This window comes from Agaribacter flavus, from assembly GCF_042646125.1.
GTDB classification, from domain to species: domain Bacteria; phylum Pseudomonadota; class Gammaproteobacteria; order Enterobacterales; family Alteromonadaceae; genus Glaciecola; species Glaciecola flavus.
The window spans coordinates 22,961-39,038 of record NZ_JBHRSW010000049.1 but is presented as its reverse complement, the minus strand read 5'-3'; the positions used below and the strand labels follow the sequence as shown (position 1 = coordinate 39,038).

The following is a 16,078-nucleotide window of genomic DNA, read 5'->3' as shown; positions in this document are numbered from 1 at the left end:
TCTTAAGCGAAGTAAGATCGGTTATTTGCTGCCATTTCTCGCACACCGTCGGAAATTTGATAAATAGCACCAAGGTGTGCATATTGATCGGCAAGTGCGACAAAGTTTTTCAGACCCATTGTTTCGATGTATCTGAATATTCCACCCCGAAATGGTGGAAAACCTAATCCGTATATCAATGCCATATCCGCTTCAGTAGCACTTGCTACAATGCCTTCTTCTAGGCAGCGAATAGCTTCGTTTGCCATCGGGATCATCAAACGAGCAATGATTTCTTCGTCGGCATAAGCCTGTTGTTCTTTTGAATGAGGCAATAGCAAAGCATAAGCTTCGTCCGCAGCAAGCTTGGTCGGCTTGCCTCTTTTGTCTTTACTATAGTTATAAAAGCCTTTAGCATTTTTTTGCCCCAAACGATTAGCCTCAAATAATAGTTTAACCGGATCGTGTTCAATTTTTTGCATTCGTTCCGGTATGCCCGCTGACATAACCCCTGCAGCGTGATCAGCCGTGTCCAAGCCTACTACGTCTAACAAGTAAGCCGGTCCCATTGGCCAACCAAAGTTTTTTTCCATCACTTTGTCTACTGACACGAAATCTGCACCATCAAGGACTAATCTGCTGAAACCTGCAAAATAGGGGAACAACACACGGTTAACCAAGAAACCGGGGCAGTCTTTGACGACAATAGGTGTTTTTCCCATTTTTAGTGTGGCTGCCACTACCGCGGCAACGGTTGACTCATTGGTTTCTTTACCTCGAATTATCTCTACGAGGGGCATTCGATGGACGGGATTAAAAAAGTGCATGCCGCAAAACCGTTGAGGGGATTTGAGGGCCTTGGCCAAATGGTTTATGGAAATCGTCGAAGTATTCGAAGTAATAATGGTTTCACTAGATACACTTTCTTCTAGTTCGGCAAGCACAGAAGATTTGACCTCTGGGCTTTCTACCACCGCTTCAATCACTAAGTCGACATCACTGATAGCTTGCATATCCAAAGTCGGCACAATATTGTTCAAGGTGGAAGCCATTTTGTCGGCGTCCACTTTGCCCTTTGACATGCCTTTTTTCAATATTGTCGCCGCCTCCGATAGCCCAAGCTCAAGTGCCGTTTGACTGATATCCTTCATCACCGTGGTAATGCCTTTTACTGCACCCTGATAGGCAATACCCCCACCCATGATCCCAGCCCCTATCACGGCATGTTTGTCAATAGAATGAAGTGCAGTTTTGGCAAGCTTCTTGGCCTTGCTTTTGACTTGTTGGTCGGCTAAAAATATACCTACTTGCGCTTTGCAGGCATCTGATTTGGCCAGTTTTACAAAGCCTTTATTCTCTAGCTTTAAGGCCTCATCCCGAGCTAAACTTGCTGATTCTCTGACTGTTGCGACCATTTGATGGGGGGCTGGGTAGTGTTGGCCTGCCTGTGCGGCGACAAATGCTGCGGCTGTAGAAAAACTCATCATTGCTTCGTTATTATTGAGTTTAAGCGGCCTTTGTTTCAACGCACGTCGGCTTTGCCAATCAAGTTTTTTTGCAATAGCGTCGGTTAACATACTACGTGCAGCTTGCAGCAAGTGTTCTGGTTTGACGACAGCATCTACCGCCCCTTCACTTAAGGCTTGATTAGCACTGCGATTGCGACCAGTGGCCATCCACTCTAGGGCATTGTCAGCACCTATTAAACGAGGAAGTCTTACCGTACCGCCAAACCCAGGCATGATACCCAGTTTGACTTCTGGTAGGCCAAGTGTGGCACTCGTATCTGCGACGCGTAAATCCGTTGACAACGCCATTTCACATCCGCCACCAAGCGCAAAACCATTAATGGCTGAAATTGTCGGGAAAGGCAGATCTTCAAATTCATTGAATACTTGCGAAGTCTTGCTTATCCAACTGAGGATAGCTTCTTCTGATTGAGAAAATAGCGGCATAAATTCTGTGATGTCCGCACCAACCACAAAGGCTGGTTTGTTGGATCGCACCAACACACCTTTTACACCCTTGGTTTGGCGAATACTTTCAATTGCGCTTGCTAACTCTGAAATAGTTTGTTGGTCAAATTTATTCACAGAGCCTGAGGAATCAAAGACAAGTTCAGCAATGCTGCCTTCTAAAAGGTCAACTGAAAGATTAGTGCCTTCATAAATCATGCAATTCTCCTATGACAAAGCCAATCAGACATTATTTTGATTAAGATTAGCCTAAGATTACCGATAGTGAAATGATGCTAATAGTTTTATGTCTGTTGGTGTGATTTACTTTATGTGTTGATACGCAATAACTATATCGAGCGAATATCGATGATATTATTATGTCACGATGAAATTACGCATGTATTTATTATTTCTATAAATATGTATTCATTGAAATATATAGTTGTAGTAGTGTAAGGCCTATAGTCATGCAAAATGTCTAGGGTCAACAGATCCTAAAAACGCCGGACGAAAAAGCCCAAGGGAAATTACTTGTTTACTCGCAAATATCCGTACTGGTCAGCTATTTTTATTGTGTTTTTGCTCATGTATTGGGAGGTCTCCGCGCAAGAACCTACCCCTGTGCAAGCATGGACATTAAAGCCAGACGCAGACTTTGCTATGAATTCAACTTTGCGAGAAGAACAAAGAGAAGCATTCTTGTCGCTAGAGAGGCGGTTGTGGAAGCTTTCTGATACCGAATTTGCCAATGAATTGGCTAAGTTGGGCGATTATCCCCTAGTCCCATATCTTGAAGCAAATCGACTGACTCATCGCTTGAATTTGAGTAAAACAGAGCAAATCCGGCATTTTCTTGTAAAAAACGAAGACACACCCATCGCAAAGCGCGTCCGCGAGCCTTGGTTGAAATATTTGCTCAAACGCAACCGCTCATCTCTTTATCAAGAGTTCTATCGTGCAAGCTCAAATACTGAAATGCGCTGTCATTTTTTGCGATTTCAGTATCAAGATCTTAAGGATAAAACCTTAGTTTATGAGCAAATTCCCGAACTATGGAATGTAGGGAAATCGCAGCCTAAAGCTTGTGATCCTTTGTTTAGATCTTGGATGAAAGCGGGGCAACTGAGTGAAGACCTTATCTTGCATCGCATTAAAAAGTCGGCAGAGGGAGGCCAACATACATTAATTCCTTATTTGAAGAGTTTGTTGAATGAGGACAAGCAATACCTCGCCGATTTATGGCATAAAACAAGACGTGATCCAGCTTATGTAAAACAGCTAAGTGCATTTAAGGGGCGGTATCCTTTGATCGAAGCGCAAGTGATGACCTATGGACTTTCTAGGCTCATATGGCGAGATCCCAAGTTGGCTTTGCGCACCTTTGGAAAAGCTAAAAACAAATTAACCTTTAGCGCGGAGCAATTGGGGATCATTAGCAATAAGTTTGCGGTAAGTCTTGCTATTGATCGTGATGAGCATGCTGAAGATTGGCTCATTAGGGCAAGTGAAGTAGCACCAGACGATGACACCATGCGCTGGCATTTAGCCTATCTACTACAACAGCAAGATTGGTACAAGATTGCTCTATTGATAGAAAAAAGTTTGCCCCAGTTAACTAACGAAAAACAATTTCAGTACTGGCTTGCGCGTGCATACGAAAAAATGAATAAAGCGAATGAAGCCAATGCCTTGTATCAGCAACTGGCGGGAAGTCGTGATTATTACGGTTTTTTGGCGAGTGCTAGACTGGGTGTGCCTCACAGCTTAGAGCACAATCCCATTGACGTAGATGACGACATAATAACTCAGGTTTTGAATACGGATGCGGCTAAGAGAGCATACGAGCTTAGGCGTTTATCCCGAGACTACAGAGCGCGTTTAGAATGGCTTAGTATGCAACGCGGCTTTACTGAAGAACAAAAACTTGCCGCTGCTGTAGTGAGCTCTGAGTGGGGCTGGCATGACCAAACCATTTTTACTCTCGGAAAAATGGGTGAGTTGAACGACGTAGAGCGACGCTTTCCGCTCGCGTATAATGATTTACTCGTACCTGAGGCCAAAAAGAACAAGATTCAACCAGAATGGGCATTTGCAATTGCAAGAAGAGAGAGTAGCTTCATGAGTGATGCGGTATCGTCTGCAAATGCTAGGGGATTGATGCAAATACTGCCCAGTACGGCAAAATACCTAGAAAAGCGGCGAGTAAGCTCAAGAGACTTATTAAAACCAGAATTAAATGCAAAAATTGGCAACAAGTATTTGCGCTATTTGATGGATAAACTGGATGACAATACTTTGCTAGCGACTGCTTCCTATAACGCTGGATGGCACAAAGTGAAAAAATGGTTGCCTAAGAAAGAAGCGCTTGATGCAGATGTTTGGGTCGAGCTTATTCCCTACAAAGAAACCCGAAATTATGTCAAGGCCGTGATGGCCTACCAACAAATCTATCAGGACAAATTGGCGAGTAAACAGGTCGAGAACACAGTATTTGATGAATTTGTGCGTGCGCAAGTGAGTCCACGCATTTAGCAAAATAAAAATAAGAGAACTAAATGGATAACGACAGTATAAAGACGCTATACGCAAAGCATATCGATATTATGCAAGCTAGAGCAAAAGAGGCCATTGAAAGAGAAGGAATTGAAGGGCTAATTATTCATTCTGGTCAACTTCACTATCAGTTTTTAGATGATAATCCATATCCCTTTAAGGTTAATCCACACTTTAAATCTTGGCTTCCGGTGGTAGACAACCCTAATTCGTGGTTAATTATTGACGGTGAGAATAAACCTAAACTAGTGTTTTACCTGCCTGTCGATTTTTGGCACAAGGTACCAGAAGTGCCTGATGCCTTTTGGGTACCATTTTTTGATATTCACTACTTAAAAAAAGCAAACAAAGTGGAGCAATGCTTACCCTATGATTTAAGCAAATATGCGTATCTTGGAGAGCACCTTGAGGTCGCTAAAGCCTTAGGTATGCACTTGCTCAATCCAGACCGAGTTCTGCATTACTTGCACTATCATCGTGCCTATAAAACCGATTACGAATTATACTGTATGCGCAAGGCTAATAGTATTGCGGTAAAAGCACACAAAGTCGCCAAGCAAAGCTTTTTTAGTGGTTTATCTGAATATGAAATTAACCAAGAATACTTAGGGGTAGCTAAGCAATCAGAAAATGACATGCCTTATGGTAATATTGTTGCGTTAAACGAGAATGCGTCAATACTGCATTACATGCTACTCAATAAGGCTCCTCCCTCAACACACCGCTCTTTTTTGATAGATGCAGGCGCGTCCTACCATGGGTATGCAGCAGATATTACGCGTACTTACTCAATGGAGGATAATCGTTTTCAAGAGCTCATCGTCGCTGTCGATAGTTTGACTGAATATCTGGTTAGTCAGGTAACGCCAGGTAAAGAATATCTGTCTTTACATGAGGCGGCTTGTGGCGGTATTGCAAAAATTTTAAGCGAATTTGGCGTTGTTAATCTGCTACCTGATGATATTGTTGAGCAGGGCATTGTGAGTACGTTTTTTCCTCATGGTATCGGTCATATGCTGGGGCTTCAAGTGCATGACGTAGCGGGTCATGTTGCTGATGATACGGGTACAGCCAAGCCTGCACCAAGTGCTCATCCCTTCCTCAGGTGTATGCGAACGATTGAAGCTCGCCAAGTATTCACTGTTGAACCGGGTATTTATTTTATCGATTCCTTACTCACTGAGTTGAAGGGTAGTGAAAATTCAAAGTATATTAACTGGAACACAGTAGATGCTTTTAAACCTTTCGGTGGTATCAGGATAGAAGACAATGTTATTGTTCACAGCGAACATACCGAAAACATGACAAGAGAGCTTTGGGAAGAAAGCCTCTCTTGAGTATTTACCGAAAAAAGGGATGGCAATGAGACGATCATTATTTAGCGTTTTAATTAGCAGTATCTTAGTCTTTTCGAGCCTAGCAGCCTCAACCAAAGAAAAAGTGCCCGTTGCAATTGCCATTCATGGTGGTGCAGGTACGATTTCAAAAGCCAACTTAACTGAAAAGCAAGATCAAGCTTATCGAGCTAAGTTGCGTGAAGCTGTGATGTCAGGTTATGAGGTGTTACAGAACGGCGGTTCTAGCACCGACGCAATAATTTCAGCGATTCAAATAATGGAAGCGTCGCCCTTGTTCAATGCAGGTGTAGGAGCAGTTTATACTTGGGAGGCCGAGCATGAATTGGATGCGTCTATTATGGAAGGAGAGTCTTTAAACGCAGGTGCCGTGGCCGGTGTTAAAACGGTAGTTAGCCCGATCGCGGCGGCTAGAGAAGTAATGGAGCATTCGGTGCACGTGATGTTAAGCGGAGAGGGAGCGCAAGCGTTTGCTAAATCACAGGGCTTAACCTTGGTCGATAATCATCACTTTGACACTCCGCACAGACTACGTGCACTTGAAAAGGTTAAAGCGCGTCTTTTAGAGAATGATCATGCTTCACTACACCTTGATCCTTTGACCAGTGATTACAAGTTCGGGACTGTCGGGGCTGTTGCATTGGATTCGAAGGGTAATATTGCCGCTGGCACCTCTACAGGCGGCATGACGGGCAAACGTTGGGGAAGAATCGGTGACTCTCCCATCATTGGTGCGGGGACTTGGGCGGACAATAGCAGTTGTGCTGTGTCTGCCACTGGGCATGGCGAGTTTTTCATTCGAAATCATGTCGCTGCTGATATTTGCTCTCGTGTCAAATACCAAGGTGTATCGATTAAAGACGCGGGAGAAACTGTAATAAATGACGTTTTACTTCCGATGGGTGGCACTGGTGGTGTTATTATCATTGATGCTAAGGGAAATATCGCCATGCCTTTTAATACCGAAGGAATGTACCGTGCTGCCGTTGATGTCAATGGGAAGGTAAGTGTCGCTATATACCGTTCAGAATAGAGTGTGTGAATCGCAGGCCTATAAATACTAAAAAGATCTGAGCAATAGGGTATCGCCTCGCTGCACCAGCTCTAGCTGACGCAAAGCACTCATACCAAGGAGAATTTCGTCTTGATTCATACCTGGGTTCAGATTGGCTTCAACGTTGTATAAACGAATCTCACCAACGCGAAGTTCGCGCACTTGTGTTCGTGCGACAGTAACAACGCCATTTGCCGTTTGTGCTTGAAACCGCTGGCCAGCTTTCAGACCCAATTTATTTGCCAAATGAGCACCTATGGTTACTGTTGTTGCGCCTGTATCGAGTAAAAAGGTAACTGGCTCACCGTTGATAAAGCCGGTGGTCACATAATGCCCAATACTGTTTTGTTTTAGATGAACTTCTACTGTCCCACCTGAGACTGTCGATGAAGGGTTTTGGTTTGGATTGTATTTACGCTCAATAAAGCCTGAGAAAAAATAAACCAATAGGGCAAAAATTAACGCCCACGCCGCCCACAGCATCCAACGGCCAAATTTACTAGTGTCGTCTTGCTCTGGGGCGTGCATTTTTATGTAATCCTTACATGCTTAACTATCGCGATTAACCGACAAATCGGCTAATCCAATGAGTGCGAGTTTATAATTAGACTCAGGTAGCAGAGCGAGCGAGGCTTTTGCTTTGTTGGCTTCCTGAACGGCTAAATTTTTGGTGTATTCAAGTGAGCCTGTGTCTTTCATCATTTGCAAAATCTTATCAAAACTAGCCATACCGTCTGCATTTTCTATGGCGCTTCGAATAAGTGCCGCATCCTGCTCTTTTGCATTCCACATAGCATGCAGTAAAGGCAGTGTAGGCTTGCCTTCAGCGAGATCATCACCCGCTTCTTTTCCCATCTCTGAGGCACTAGCGGTGTAATCTAATACGTCGTCAATAAGTTGAAATGCAGTGCCTAGGTGTTTCCCATAACTTTGCATGGCTATTTCGACTTCGCTTCGTTGGTCGGTAAGCACCGCCGCTAGTTGCGTCGCCGCTTCAAAGAGTCTGGCGGTTTTACTGTAAATGACTTCGAGGTAACTTTGTTCCGTGGTATTCGGGTCGTTACAATTCATCAATTGCATTACTTCGCCTTGGGCGATGCGATTGGTTGCATCAGACAACACTTCCATCACACGCATACGCTTTAATTCAACCATCATTTGAAACGCGCGGGAATACAAAAAATCGCCAACTAGCACACTGGCTTGATTGCCAAATACGGCGTTGGCCGTTTCGCGACCACGGCGCATCATCGATTCGTCAACGACGTCATCGTGCAATAGTGTTGCAGTGTGTATAAACTCGATTATTGCGGCAAGCGTGTAATGTTCACTGCTTTGAATATTGAGTGCCCGCGCAGCTAGGACAGTGAGTAAAGGGCGCAGGCGCTTACCGCCACTATTGACGATGTAAAAGCCTAACTGGTTGATAAGTGCGACGTCTGAATTTACTTGTTGTTGAATCAGCTGATTGACCGCCGTCATATCAGCTTCAGAAAGTTTGCGAATATTTTCTAAGTCCATTCCAGGAGTTACGTAATGCCATTCTTTTTATGTGGGGCTATTGTACATTAATCGTTGGTTTGAACCAGTTTTGAATTTTTGAGTAAAAAAACCACAAAATAAGGCTAATTAGGGCTTGCTAGCTTGGCAAAGTTTACGTACAATTCGCGCCCTGTTTTTTGAATTGAGCGCTATGATATGAGCGCAGAGCGGAGATTAATATGTACGCGGTTTTCCAAAGTGGTGGTAAACAACACCGTGTGGCTGAAGGCCAAACCGTTCGTCTAGAAAAAATCGAAGTTGCTCCGGGTGAAACCGTAGATTTCGATAATGTCTTGATGGTTAGCACTGGTGATGACGTAAAAATAGGCACACCTTATGTAGATGGCGGCAAAGTAACGGCAGAAGTGGTTACTCATGGTCGTGGTGATAAAGTTAAAATAGTAAAGTTCCGTCGCCGCAAGCATTCACGCAAGCAGGCCGGACACCGCCAGTGGTTCACTGAAGTGAAGATCACTGGTATTTCAGCTTAATTAGGTAGGAGACGAACACATGGCACATAAAAAGGCTGGTGGTAGTACTAAAAACGGTCGCGATTCGATTAGTAAACGCCTAGGTGTTAAGCGTTTTGGTGGTCAAGACGTACTAGCGGGTAATATTCTGGTACGTCAACGTGGTACTAAATTCCACGCAGGTGACAATGTAGGCATTGGCAAAGATCACACTTTGTTCGCATTATCAGATGGCAAAGTACAATTTGAAGTTAAAGGCCCAAAAAATCGCAAGTACGTAAGTATCGTTGCTGAATAAGTCTTAACTTAACGAAGTTTGAAAAAGCCGCTTTCATCAGCGGCTTTTTATTTGCCTGCTATCCAGTGTTAAAAAGTAAGCTGGTTATAGAGAGAGTCCGTAGTTAATTCGAAAGCATCAAAAGGCATGGATGCCTTTTGTTGAGCGGCCAAGGATGGCGTAAAGCGACTTTCGAATTAACTAAGGACTCTCTCTACAATCAGTTTATACCAAAAATAGGTTAGCCACGGCAATTTTGCGGTTTTGACTATTTTTTAGTAGTCTTTGAGTACGAAAAACGAGATAAATCATTATGAAATTTGTAGATGAAGCTGAAATCAGGGTAGAAGCTGGAGACGGCGGCAATGGCACGATCAGTTTTCGGCGGGAAAAATATATCCCTAAAGGTGGTCCTGATGGCGGTGACGGCGGCGATGGCGGCAGTGTTTACTTAGAAGCTGATGAAAATTTAAATACCCTGATCGACTACAGATTTGAGCGCTTCCATCGTGCAGAGCGTGGACAAAACGGTCAACGCACAAATTGCACAGGCCGCAAGGGAGAAGACCTAACTTTGAAGGTGCCAGTAGGCACGCGCGCGACCGATAAAGACACGCATGAGGTCTTGGGAGACTTAACTAAACATGGGCAAAAGGTCAAAGTTGCTCAAGGTGGATTCCATGGTTTAGGCAATGCGCGTTTTAAAAGTTCGACCAATCGCGCACCCAGACAGAAAACAGATGGTACACCCGGAGAAATCAGAACATTACAACTGGAACTCATGCTTTTAGCTGATGTTGGTTTGCTTGGGTTGCCCAATGCAGGTAAATCTACTTTTATTCGCTCCGTATCTGCGGCTAAACCAAAGGTAGCGGATTACCCTTTCACTACATTAGTGCCAAACCTAGGGGTTGTCAGGCTGGATGCTCAGGCGAGTTTCGTAATTGCTGACATTCCGGGTTTAATTGAAGGGGCTTCAGATGGCGCCGGCTTAGGTATTCAATTTCTCAAGCACTTGGAACGTTGTCGTGTTTTGCTCCACTTAGTCGATGTCATGCCTGTTGACGGCAGTGATCCCGTCGAAAATGCCCTAACCATTATAAATGAACTTGATCAGTACAGCCCTAAACTAGCTGCCAAGCCGCGTTGGTTAGTATTTAACAAAGTCGACTTGTTGCTGGAAGAAGAAGCCGATGCATTGTGCGCCGGTATTGCAGAAAAACTGGGTTGGGAAGGCGACTATTATCAAATGTCTGCTTTTCATAAAATGGGAAGCCAAGAAATTTGCCAAGAATTAATGGAATATTTGGACTCTTTACCGCCAGATGAAGAGATGGCAAGCTCTGCAGAGGAAACAGGGTTTAAATGGGATGACTATCACAACGATGTAGTCTCAGAACATACCTCAGACTCCGATGACGACGATGATGATGATTGGGATGATCACCCAAATGTTGTTTATACTAACGAATGAAAACCCTTGTATTAAGCTTTTCAGAGCTATCTATTAATCAGTTGTATGCTGTGCTGCGTTTGCGTAGTGAAGTGTTTGTCGTTGAACAAAACTGTGTATATCAAGACATTGACAACCGTGACCTCGACGCCATGCATGTATTGTTCGTTGACAACAATGGCGTATTGCTCGCGTACGCTAGGTTATTACCCGCAGACCTCACGTATTCGACGCCCAGTATTGGACGTATTATTGTTGCTCCGCAAGCTCGAGGAAATAATTTAGGAAAACAACTGGTCACATTTTGCGTAAAAACGTGCGAGCGTTTATGGGCGAATCAAGATATTAAAATTGGCGCACAATGCTATTTGGAAAATTTTTACAATAGCTTTGGTTTTTTGCGGGTGAGTGAGGATTATCTGGAAGACGGTATTCCACATCTTGATATGTTGCTCAGCGCACAAAAATAGTTTCTCTACCTTTTTGTGAGCTGTTTTTTCGCTCATTTGGCTTTTGTTCGCCCTAAGCAAAATCCAAGTATCTCAGACAGTTGAACCTTGCTGTAAACAAAATAAGGCAACTTTTATGAAAATTTCTATGATTGCTGCGATGGCAAAAAATCGCATCATTGGTAAAAACAATCAAATGCCATGGCATTTACCTGCAGATCTACGACATTTTAAAATGCTAACTTTAGGAAAGCCGGTTGTGATGGGACGTTTGACTTATGAGTCAATCGGCAAAGCACTGCCCGGACGACACAATATAGTTATATCACGAGATCCCAGTTATCAACTTGACGATGCCAGTACTGCACAGACTATAGAAAGTGCACTTAGTTTGGCTAGCTCAGATGATGTCGATGAAATCATGATCATTGGCGGTGGCACGGTCTATGATGCTGTTTTACCGAAGGCAACACACTTACATCTCACCTTGATTGATGCAGAGCTTGATGGAGACACTGCGTTTCCAGACTACAATACTATTGCTGAGTGGGAGGTGTTGAGCGAGGAAAAACATCTCGCTGATGACAAAAACCCCTATAACTACGAATTTGTCAGCTTAGCCCGTGTTACTTGACGAGATAGCCCAAAACTATATACATATCCATAGCATGCACTAAATACAATCGAAGGCAGCACGGTTAACCATAAATTGGGTGTGCGGAAAACGAGATTTACCGCAATAACTAAAATGCTTTGCAAAACCAGTGCGGGTATGGGGGATACAATTGCCCCTGGCATGCATGTGCCTTTGCAGAGTTTTCTTGACGTTTGTAGGGCATGTTCAAAAGTGAGTTTAGTCGTACAAGGGTTTTGTTGCGTATCTTGAGACCAGCGCGGTAGTATAAGTGGCAAGCAATAATTGCTCACCCCAAACTTTTTGTAAAAAAACTCCAATAAGTACGTAAAGCCAAGTGTAATACCGGCACTGTAGCTGCCTTGAACGAGCGCAGCTTTCAATAGAACAATGCTATCGCTCGTGACAAGGCTATTTGCGTACCAAGCCCACGCTGCGTATGAAATAAAAGCCACTAGGCCAGAAACAACTAAACGTATCGCGAGCATAGATGATAGATTTACTCTTCTCCAAAAATCGTGTCTAAGCTTAGACCTTGTTGTTTGAGTAAATCTTTCAGTTTTCTTAGGGCTTCGACTTGAATTTGTCGCACACGTTCTCGGGTAAGTCCTATTTCTAACCCTACTTCTTCAAGAGTAGAGGGTTCGTAACCCAACAAACCATAGCGTCTTGCCAATACCTCTTTATGCTTAGGGCTGAGCAAGGCCATCCAGTCCACAATGTTGTTGTGCATATTTGATGTTTGTAAACAGGTCTCTGGTCCTCTTTCGTTACAGTCAGCAATGAGATCGAGGAGTGCTTTATCGCCATCATCACCCACAGGTACATCGACTGAGCTGATTCGTTCGTTTAGTTTTAGCATTCTACTAACACTGACCACTGGCTCACCAGTCGCGTCTGCGATTTCTTCAGCGGTCGGTTCATGATCTAAGGTTTGCGCCAATTTACGCGCCGTGCGTAGATACAAATTGAGCTCTTTTACTATATGAATCGGTAGCCGAATAGTGCGGGTTTGGTTCATTAGCGCGCGTTCAATCGTTTGCCTAATCCACCAAGTCGCGTACGTTGAAAAACGAAAACCACGTTCGGGATCGAACTTTTCGACGGCTCGGATCAGCCCAAGATTACCCTCTTCAACTAGATCTAAGAGGGCTAGGCCTCGATTGTTATATCGGCGAGCAATTTTAACCACCAAACGCAGGTTACTGACAATCATGCGTTCTCTAGCGGCTTTATCGCCTTTTAGTGCTGCTCTTGCATAACTTACTTCTTGTTCAGCCGTTAGCAGTGGCGAATAGCCAATTTCATTTAAATAAATTTGTGTTGCATCAATGTGCTTGTGGGCGAGCTTGTCAGTTTTTGGTGGGATATCCTCGACACTCTCTTCGAGCACAGCCAAGTCTATGTCACTTTCTACGTTATCGCTAAGTAAGAAAGTATTATCATCTTCATTAATAGTACTGCTTTGTGGATCCATAGTGTGTCCTCTCACAAAGCTAACTGCGTCAAAACCTTCCTTAGGGTAAGTAGTTCAATGGGTCTATCGAGCGCCCCATTTTCCTAATTTCAAAATGCAACATGGTCTCACTGGAACCAGTACTGCCCATTGTTGCGATTTTTTCTCCCTGTTTGACAAAGCTTTGTTCTGTTACTAGTATTTTATCGTTGTGTGCGTATGCACTTAAGTATTCATCGTCATGTTTAATGACGATTAAATTCCCATACCCTTTTAGGGCATTGCCCGCATAAACAACTTTACCACTCGCGGCTGCGAGTATACTACTGCCAGCTTTGCCCTTTATATCTATTCCTCGATTACTGCCTTCAATACCCACCGTTGCTACTTTGTTGGTGCCGATTGCAGGCCAAGTCCATTTTTCATCTTTATAAGATTTTGTCGAGGAACCAGATCTATCAAATTGAATTTTTCGATGCTTTTCTTCCCTGCCACGATACGCTTGCGGTGCAGGAACGTCAACTAATTCTTGGTTATCAGCGCTTATGGAGTGCAGTTTTTCTTTAATTTTTACCTTTTTATTTGAAGAACGAAGACGAATAAGTTGATTGGGGTAGATCGAATAGGGTGGGGCGATATTGTTCCATTTGGCTAAATCTCGGTATGCATTACCGCTGTAAAACGCGATGGAAAACAGGGTGTCACCTGGTTTAACGGTATACACCTCACCCCGTATTTCAGTTAGGTTGTTTGTGTTCGCTAATTTGGTTGAAAGCTCGGTAACCGGCGCAGGTGATAGTCTTGTGCTACACCCACTTAATAAGCAGCAAAAGGCAAGTAATACGTAAAAGCAGTAGTTAAGCCTGAACACTTTGCGCTATCGCAAGATAAAATATGCGACTATCGCAATGACTACAACAGACCAGCCTATGATTTCAATATACCCTTTTAACTTTGCTTCCATCGGCGGACCACCCCATTTCATGATGGCCGCAACCAAATAAAAGCGTAGACCTCTACCGATAGCTGAAGCAATTAAAAACGGCAAAAAGGGCATCGCTAGCGCACCGGCGCTAATCGTAAATACCTTGTATGGAATAGGGGAGAAGCCCGCTAAAAATACCACCCAAACGCCATAGTCAGCAAACCATCGCTCAGCGAGTGCCAATTTGTCGCCGTATCCCCAATCGTTAATCAGTGGAGACAACCATGATTCAAAAGCGAAGTAGCCAAGTATATAGCCTAAGACACCTCCGATAACAGAAGCGATGGTCGTGACAGCAGCAAAGCGCCAAGCTTTTTCAGTTTGACTCAACACCATGGGGGCTAGCATGACATCGGGTGGAATAGGGAAAAATGTGCTTTCTGCACAACTTAAACCCGCAAGATACTTTTCTGCATGTTTGTGCTTAGCCCACTTTAAACACGCATCATAAAGGCTAGTAAATATTTTCAAGCGAGTGCTCCTGCTACTAAGGGTACAAAACGGACATCGCCAATCTCATCTGTTTTCAAAGCTGTGCTGTCCTTATTTATGAGTACTAATTTTTGTTGGTTTTCACCTACTGGAATGACCAAACGCCCCGTTTCACTCAATTGTTTAATCAAGGCTTCAGGCAATGAGGATGCGGCAGCCGTGACAATTATTGCGTCAAAGGGCGCTTTACTTGACCAGCCTTGCCAGCCATCACCATGTTTCATTTTTACATTATGAAGATCGAGTTGATTCATTCGGCGTTTGGCATGGAATTGCAAGGATTTTATTCTCTCGACACTGTAGACCTCAGGGAACAACTGCGCCAATATCGCGGTTTGGTAACCTGAGCCGGTGCCTATTTCTAAGACTTTATTAATTGTAAAGGGGGCGTTGAGCAATTGCTCTGTCATTTGGGCTACGGTGAAGGGCTGTGAAATTGTTTGCCCCAAACCAATTGGTAGCGCATTGTTTTCATATGCTTTGTGTTTTAACCCCTCTGGCACAAACATATCCCGTGGTGTTGCTGCAATGACCCTTATTACATCGGGGTGGCTTACGCCCTCTTGTCTAATGAGTTCCGCGAGTTGTAAACCTTTGCGAGTGGCTTGCAATTTCATTGTCCGCTTTACTGCCTTTTATCTTGTTATTTTGATAGCCATTCATTCATAGAGCTGATTTGCTGGTGAACTGTCATATCAGTGGACAAAGGACTAACCGAGCAATAGCCGCTGGCAACAGCATGAAAGTCGGTACCTTCGCCAGCATCAAAGCCGTCACCTAATTTTCCGTACCAAAAGATTTGATTTCCAAATGGATCCGTATCCTCTACCATGGTTTCTGCACGGTGACGTTTTCCGCAACGGGTAGCGATGATCCCCTTTATTTCCTCAATTGGTAAGTTAGGCACATTTATATTGAGAATTTGCTTGGTATCGAGTGGGTGATTTTCGAGGCTTTTCAGTATATCCACCGTGAGCAAGGCTGCCGTTTCAAAGTGAAGATCTTGCTTTCCGCAAAGCGATACAGCTAATGCCGGAAGACCTAGATGCCTTCCTTCTAGCGCAGCCGCAACGGTGCCTGAATATATTGTATCATCACCTAAATTAGGACCATCATTGATACCAGAAACGACGATATCTGGCTCTTCAAAAAAGCCGCTGTTCACCCCTAACTGCACGCAATCAGAGGGCGTGCCATTTACTGCATAAAAGCCTTTCTCTGTTTTGCTGATTCGTAACGGGTGGTGAAGAGAGAGGGCGTTACTCATACCGCTACAATTTCTGTCTGGTGCAATGACGGTAACTTCATAGTGTTCGGATAAGTGTTCGTACAGACATTCAATGCCCGGTGCCATTACACCATCATCATTGCTCAATAAAATTCTCATTGTTTCTGTTCCAACATTGATACTTACGTTTACT

General features: G+C 43.9%; 17 protein-coding genes. 8 read left to right on the top strand and 9 right to left on the bottom strand.

All coding sequences use genetic code 11. The features are described 5' to 3' along the window. Positions 1-2: 2 nt before the first annotated feature. Positions 3-2,153, bottom strand: coding sequence for a fatty acid oxidation complex subunit alpha FadB (fadB, locus tag ACFOHL_RS16955; RefSeq protein WP_376921433.1), 2,151 nt, complete (start codon positions 2,151-2,153; stop codon positions 3-5). Between the two features lie 315 nt (positions 2,154-2,468). Between fadB and ACFOHL_RS16950 the strand changes: the two genes are divergently transcribed. From ACFOHL_RS16950 to ACFOHL_RS16940, 3 genes are read left to right on the top strand one after another with little or no spacing between them, the layout of a single operon-like run. Beyond that, a complete protein-coding gene (locus tag ACFOHL_RS16950; protein ID WP_376921432.1) occupies positions 2,469-4,469 on the top strand; it encodes a lytic transglycosylase domain-containing protein in 2,001 nt (666 codons plus the stop codon). A gap of 23 nt (positions 4,470-4,492) precedes the next feature. Next, a complete protein-coding gene (gene pepQ, locus ACFOHL_RS16945; protein WP_376921431.1) occupies positions 4,493-5,827 on the top strand; it encodes a Xaa-Pro dipeptidase in 1,335 nt (444 codons plus the stop codon). A 25-nt stretch (positions 5,828-5,852) separates the two neighbouring features. Then, entirely contained in the window at positions 5,853-6,878 is a 1,026-nt protein-coding gene (locus ACFOHL_RS16940; RefSeq protein ID WP_376921430.1) for an isoaspartyl peptidase/L-asparaginase family protein, read from the top strand. A gap of 27 nt (positions 6,879-6,905) precedes the next feature. Here the strand turns inward: ACFOHL_RS16940 and ACFOHL_RS16935 are convergent, their stop codons facing one another. Beyond that, positions 6,906-7,427, bottom strand: coding sequence for a retropepsin-like aspartic protease family protein (locus tag ACFOHL_RS16935; protein ID WP_376921429.1), 522 nt, complete (start codon positions 7,425-7,427; stop codon positions 6,906-6,908). Positions 7,428-7,448: 21 nt separating this feature from the next. After that, positions 7,449-8,420, bottom strand: a complete 972-nt coding sequence (gene ispB / locus ACFOHL_RS16930) for an octaprenyl diphosphate synthase (protein WP_376921428.1) — start codon at positions 8,418-8,420, stop codon at positions 7,449-7,451. Positions 8,421-8,620: 200 nt separating this feature from the next. On the opposite strand from ispB, the gene rplU reads away from it, so the two are divergent. The 5 genes from rplU to folA all read left to right on the top strand — a co-directional run bounded on the left by rplU (position 8,621) and on the right by folA (position 11,724). Then, positions 8,621-8,932: a 50S ribosomal protein L21 gene (rplU, locus tag ACFOHL_RS16925; protein ID WP_376921427.1), complete on the top strand. Its 312-nt coding sequence runs from the start codon at positions 8,621-8,623 to the stop codon at positions 8,930-8,932. A gap of 19 nt (positions 8,933-8,951) precedes the next feature. Continuing rightward, positions 8,952-9,209 carry a 50S ribosomal protein L27 gene (gene rpmA, locus ACFOHL_RS16920; RefSeq protein WP_376921426.1) on the top strand — a complete coding sequence of 86 codons (258 nt, stop codon included), beginning with the start codon at positions 8,952-8,954 and terminating at the stop codon, positions 9,207-9,209. 292 nt (positions 9,210-9,501) lie between these two features. Then, positions 9,502-10,662: an Obg family GTPase CgtA gene (gene cgtA / locus ACFOHL_RS16915; RefSeq protein WP_376921425.1), complete on the top strand. Its 1,161-nt coding sequence runs from the start codon at positions 9,502-9,504 to the stop codon at positions 10,660-10,662. Continuing rightward, positions 10,659-11,111 carry a GNAT family N-acetyltransferase gene (locus ACFOHL_RS16910; protein WP_376921424.1) on the top strand — a complete coding sequence of 151 codons (453 nt, stop codon included), beginning with the start codon at positions 10,659-10,661 and terminating at the stop codon, positions 11,109-11,111. Before cgtA ends, ACFOHL_RS16910 begins: the two co-directional genes overlap by 4 nt. Before the next feature lie 115 nt (positions 11,112-11,226). Further along, positions 11,227-11,724, top strand: a complete 498-nt coding sequence (gene folA, locus ACFOHL_RS16905; RefSeq protein WP_376921423.1) for a type 3 dihydrofolate reductase — start codon at positions 11,227-11,229, stop codon at positions 11,722-11,724. Here the strand turns inward: folA and ACFOHL_RS16900 are convergent. The 6 genes from ACFOHL_RS16900 to surE all read right to left on the bottom strand — a co-directional run bounded on the left by ACFOHL_RS16900 (position 11,691) and on the right by surE (position 16,044). After that, positions 11,691-12,212: a hypothetical protein gene (locus tag ACFOHL_RS16900; RefSeq protein ID WP_376921422.1), complete on the bottom strand. Its 522-nt coding sequence runs from the start codon at positions 12,210-12,212 to the stop codon at positions 11,691-11,693. The genes folA and ACFOHL_RS16900 overlap by 34 nt on opposite strands. An 11-nt stretch (positions 12,213-12,223) precedes the next feature. Beyond that, entirely contained in the window at positions 12,224-13,201 is a 978-nt protein-coding gene (gene rpoS / locus ACFOHL_RS16895; protein WP_376921421.1) for an RNA polymerase sigma factor RpoS, read from the bottom strand. A 40-nt stretch (positions 13,202-13,241) separates the two neighbouring features. Beyond that, positions 13,242-13,904 (bottom strand): peptidoglycan DD-metalloendopeptidase family protein, encoded by a 663-nt coding sequence (locus tag ACFOHL_RS16890; protein ID WP_376921420.1) that lies wholly within the window; start codon positions 13,902-13,904, stop codon positions 13,242-13,244. Positions 13,905-14,057: 153 nt separating this feature from the next. Next, positions 14,058-14,636 (bottom strand): YqaA family protein, encoded by a 579-nt coding sequence (locus ACFOHL_RS16885; RefSeq protein WP_376921419.1) that lies wholly within the window; start codon positions 14,634-14,636, stop codon positions 14,058-14,060. Beyond that, on the bottom strand, positions 14,633-15,274 hold the full coding sequence (locus ACFOHL_RS16880; protein ID WP_376921418.1) for a protein-L-isoaspartate(D-aspartate) O-methyltransferase: 642 nt from the start codon (positions 15,272-15,274) through the stop codon (positions 14,633-14,635). The genes ACFOHL_RS16885 and ACFOHL_RS16880 overlap by 4 nt, the downstream gene beginning before the upstream one ends. Before the next feature lie 26 nt (positions 15,275-15,300). Next, the gene (gene surE / locus ACFOHL_RS16875; RefSeq protein ID WP_376921417.1) at positions 15,301-16,044 is read right to left on the bottom strand and encodes a 5'/3'-nucleotidase SurE; all 744 of its coding nucleotides are present in this window, start codon (positions 16,042-16,044) and stop codon (positions 15,301-15,303) included. Between the last annotated feature and the right edge of the window lie 34 nt (positions 16,045-16,078).

Excerpts from the sequence above, each read along its gene's own strand:
- fadB (WP_376921433.1), bottom strand. The coding sequence starts at position 2,153 with ATGATTTATGAAGGCACTAATCTTTCAGTTGACCTTTTAGAAGGCAGC.
- pepQ (WP_376921431.1), top strand. The coding sequence starts at position 4,493 with ATGGATAACGACAGTATAAAGACGCTATACGCAAAGCATATCGATATT.
- ACFOHL_RS16940 (WP_376921430.1), top strand. The coding sequence starts at position 5,853 with ATGAGACGATCATTATTTAGCGTTTTAATTAGCAGTATCTTAGTCTTT.
- ACFOHL_RS16935 (WP_376921429.1), bottom strand. The coding sequence starts at position 7,427 with ATGCACGCCCCAGAGCAAGACGACACTAGTAAATTTGGCCGTTGGATG.
- ispB (WP_376921428.1), bottom strand. The coding sequence starts at position 8,420 with ATGGACTTAGAAAATATTCGCAAACTTTCTGAAGCTGATATGACGGCG.
- rplU (WP_376921427.1), top strand. The coding sequence starts at position 8,621 with ATGTACGCGGTTTTCCAAAGTGGTGGTAAACAACACCGTGTGGCTGAA.
- rpmA (WP_376921426.1), top strand. The coding sequence starts at position 8,952 with ATGGCACATAAAAAGGCTGGTGGTAGTACTAAAAACGGTCGCGATTCG.
- cgtA (WP_376921425.1), top strand. The coding sequence starts at position 9,502 with ATGAAATTTGTAGATGAAGCTGAAATCAGGGTAGAAGCTGGAGACGGC.
- ACFOHL_RS16910 (WP_376921424.1), top strand. The coding sequence starts at position 10,659 with ATGAAAACCCTTGTATTAAGCTTTTCAGAGCTATCTATTAATCAGTTG.
- folA (WP_376921423.1), top strand. The coding sequence starts at position 11,227 with ATGAAAATTTCTATGATTGCTGCGATGGCAAAAAATCGCATCATTGGT.
- ACFOHL_RS16900 (WP_376921422.1), bottom strand. The coding sequence starts at position 12,212 with ATGCTCGCGATACGTTTAGTTGTTTCTGGCCTAGTGGCTTTTATTTCA.
- rpoS (WP_376921421.1), bottom strand. The coding sequence starts at position 13,201 with ATGGATCCACAAAGCAGTACTATTAATGAAGATGATAATACTTTCTTA.
- ACFOHL_RS16880 (WP_376921418.1), bottom strand. The coding sequence starts at position 15,274 with ATGAAATTGCAAGCCACTCGCAAAGGTTTACAACTCGCGGAACTCATT.
- surE (WP_376921417.1), bottom strand. The coding sequence starts at position 16,044 with ATGAGAATTTTATTGAGCAATGATGATGGTGTAATGGCACCGGGCATT.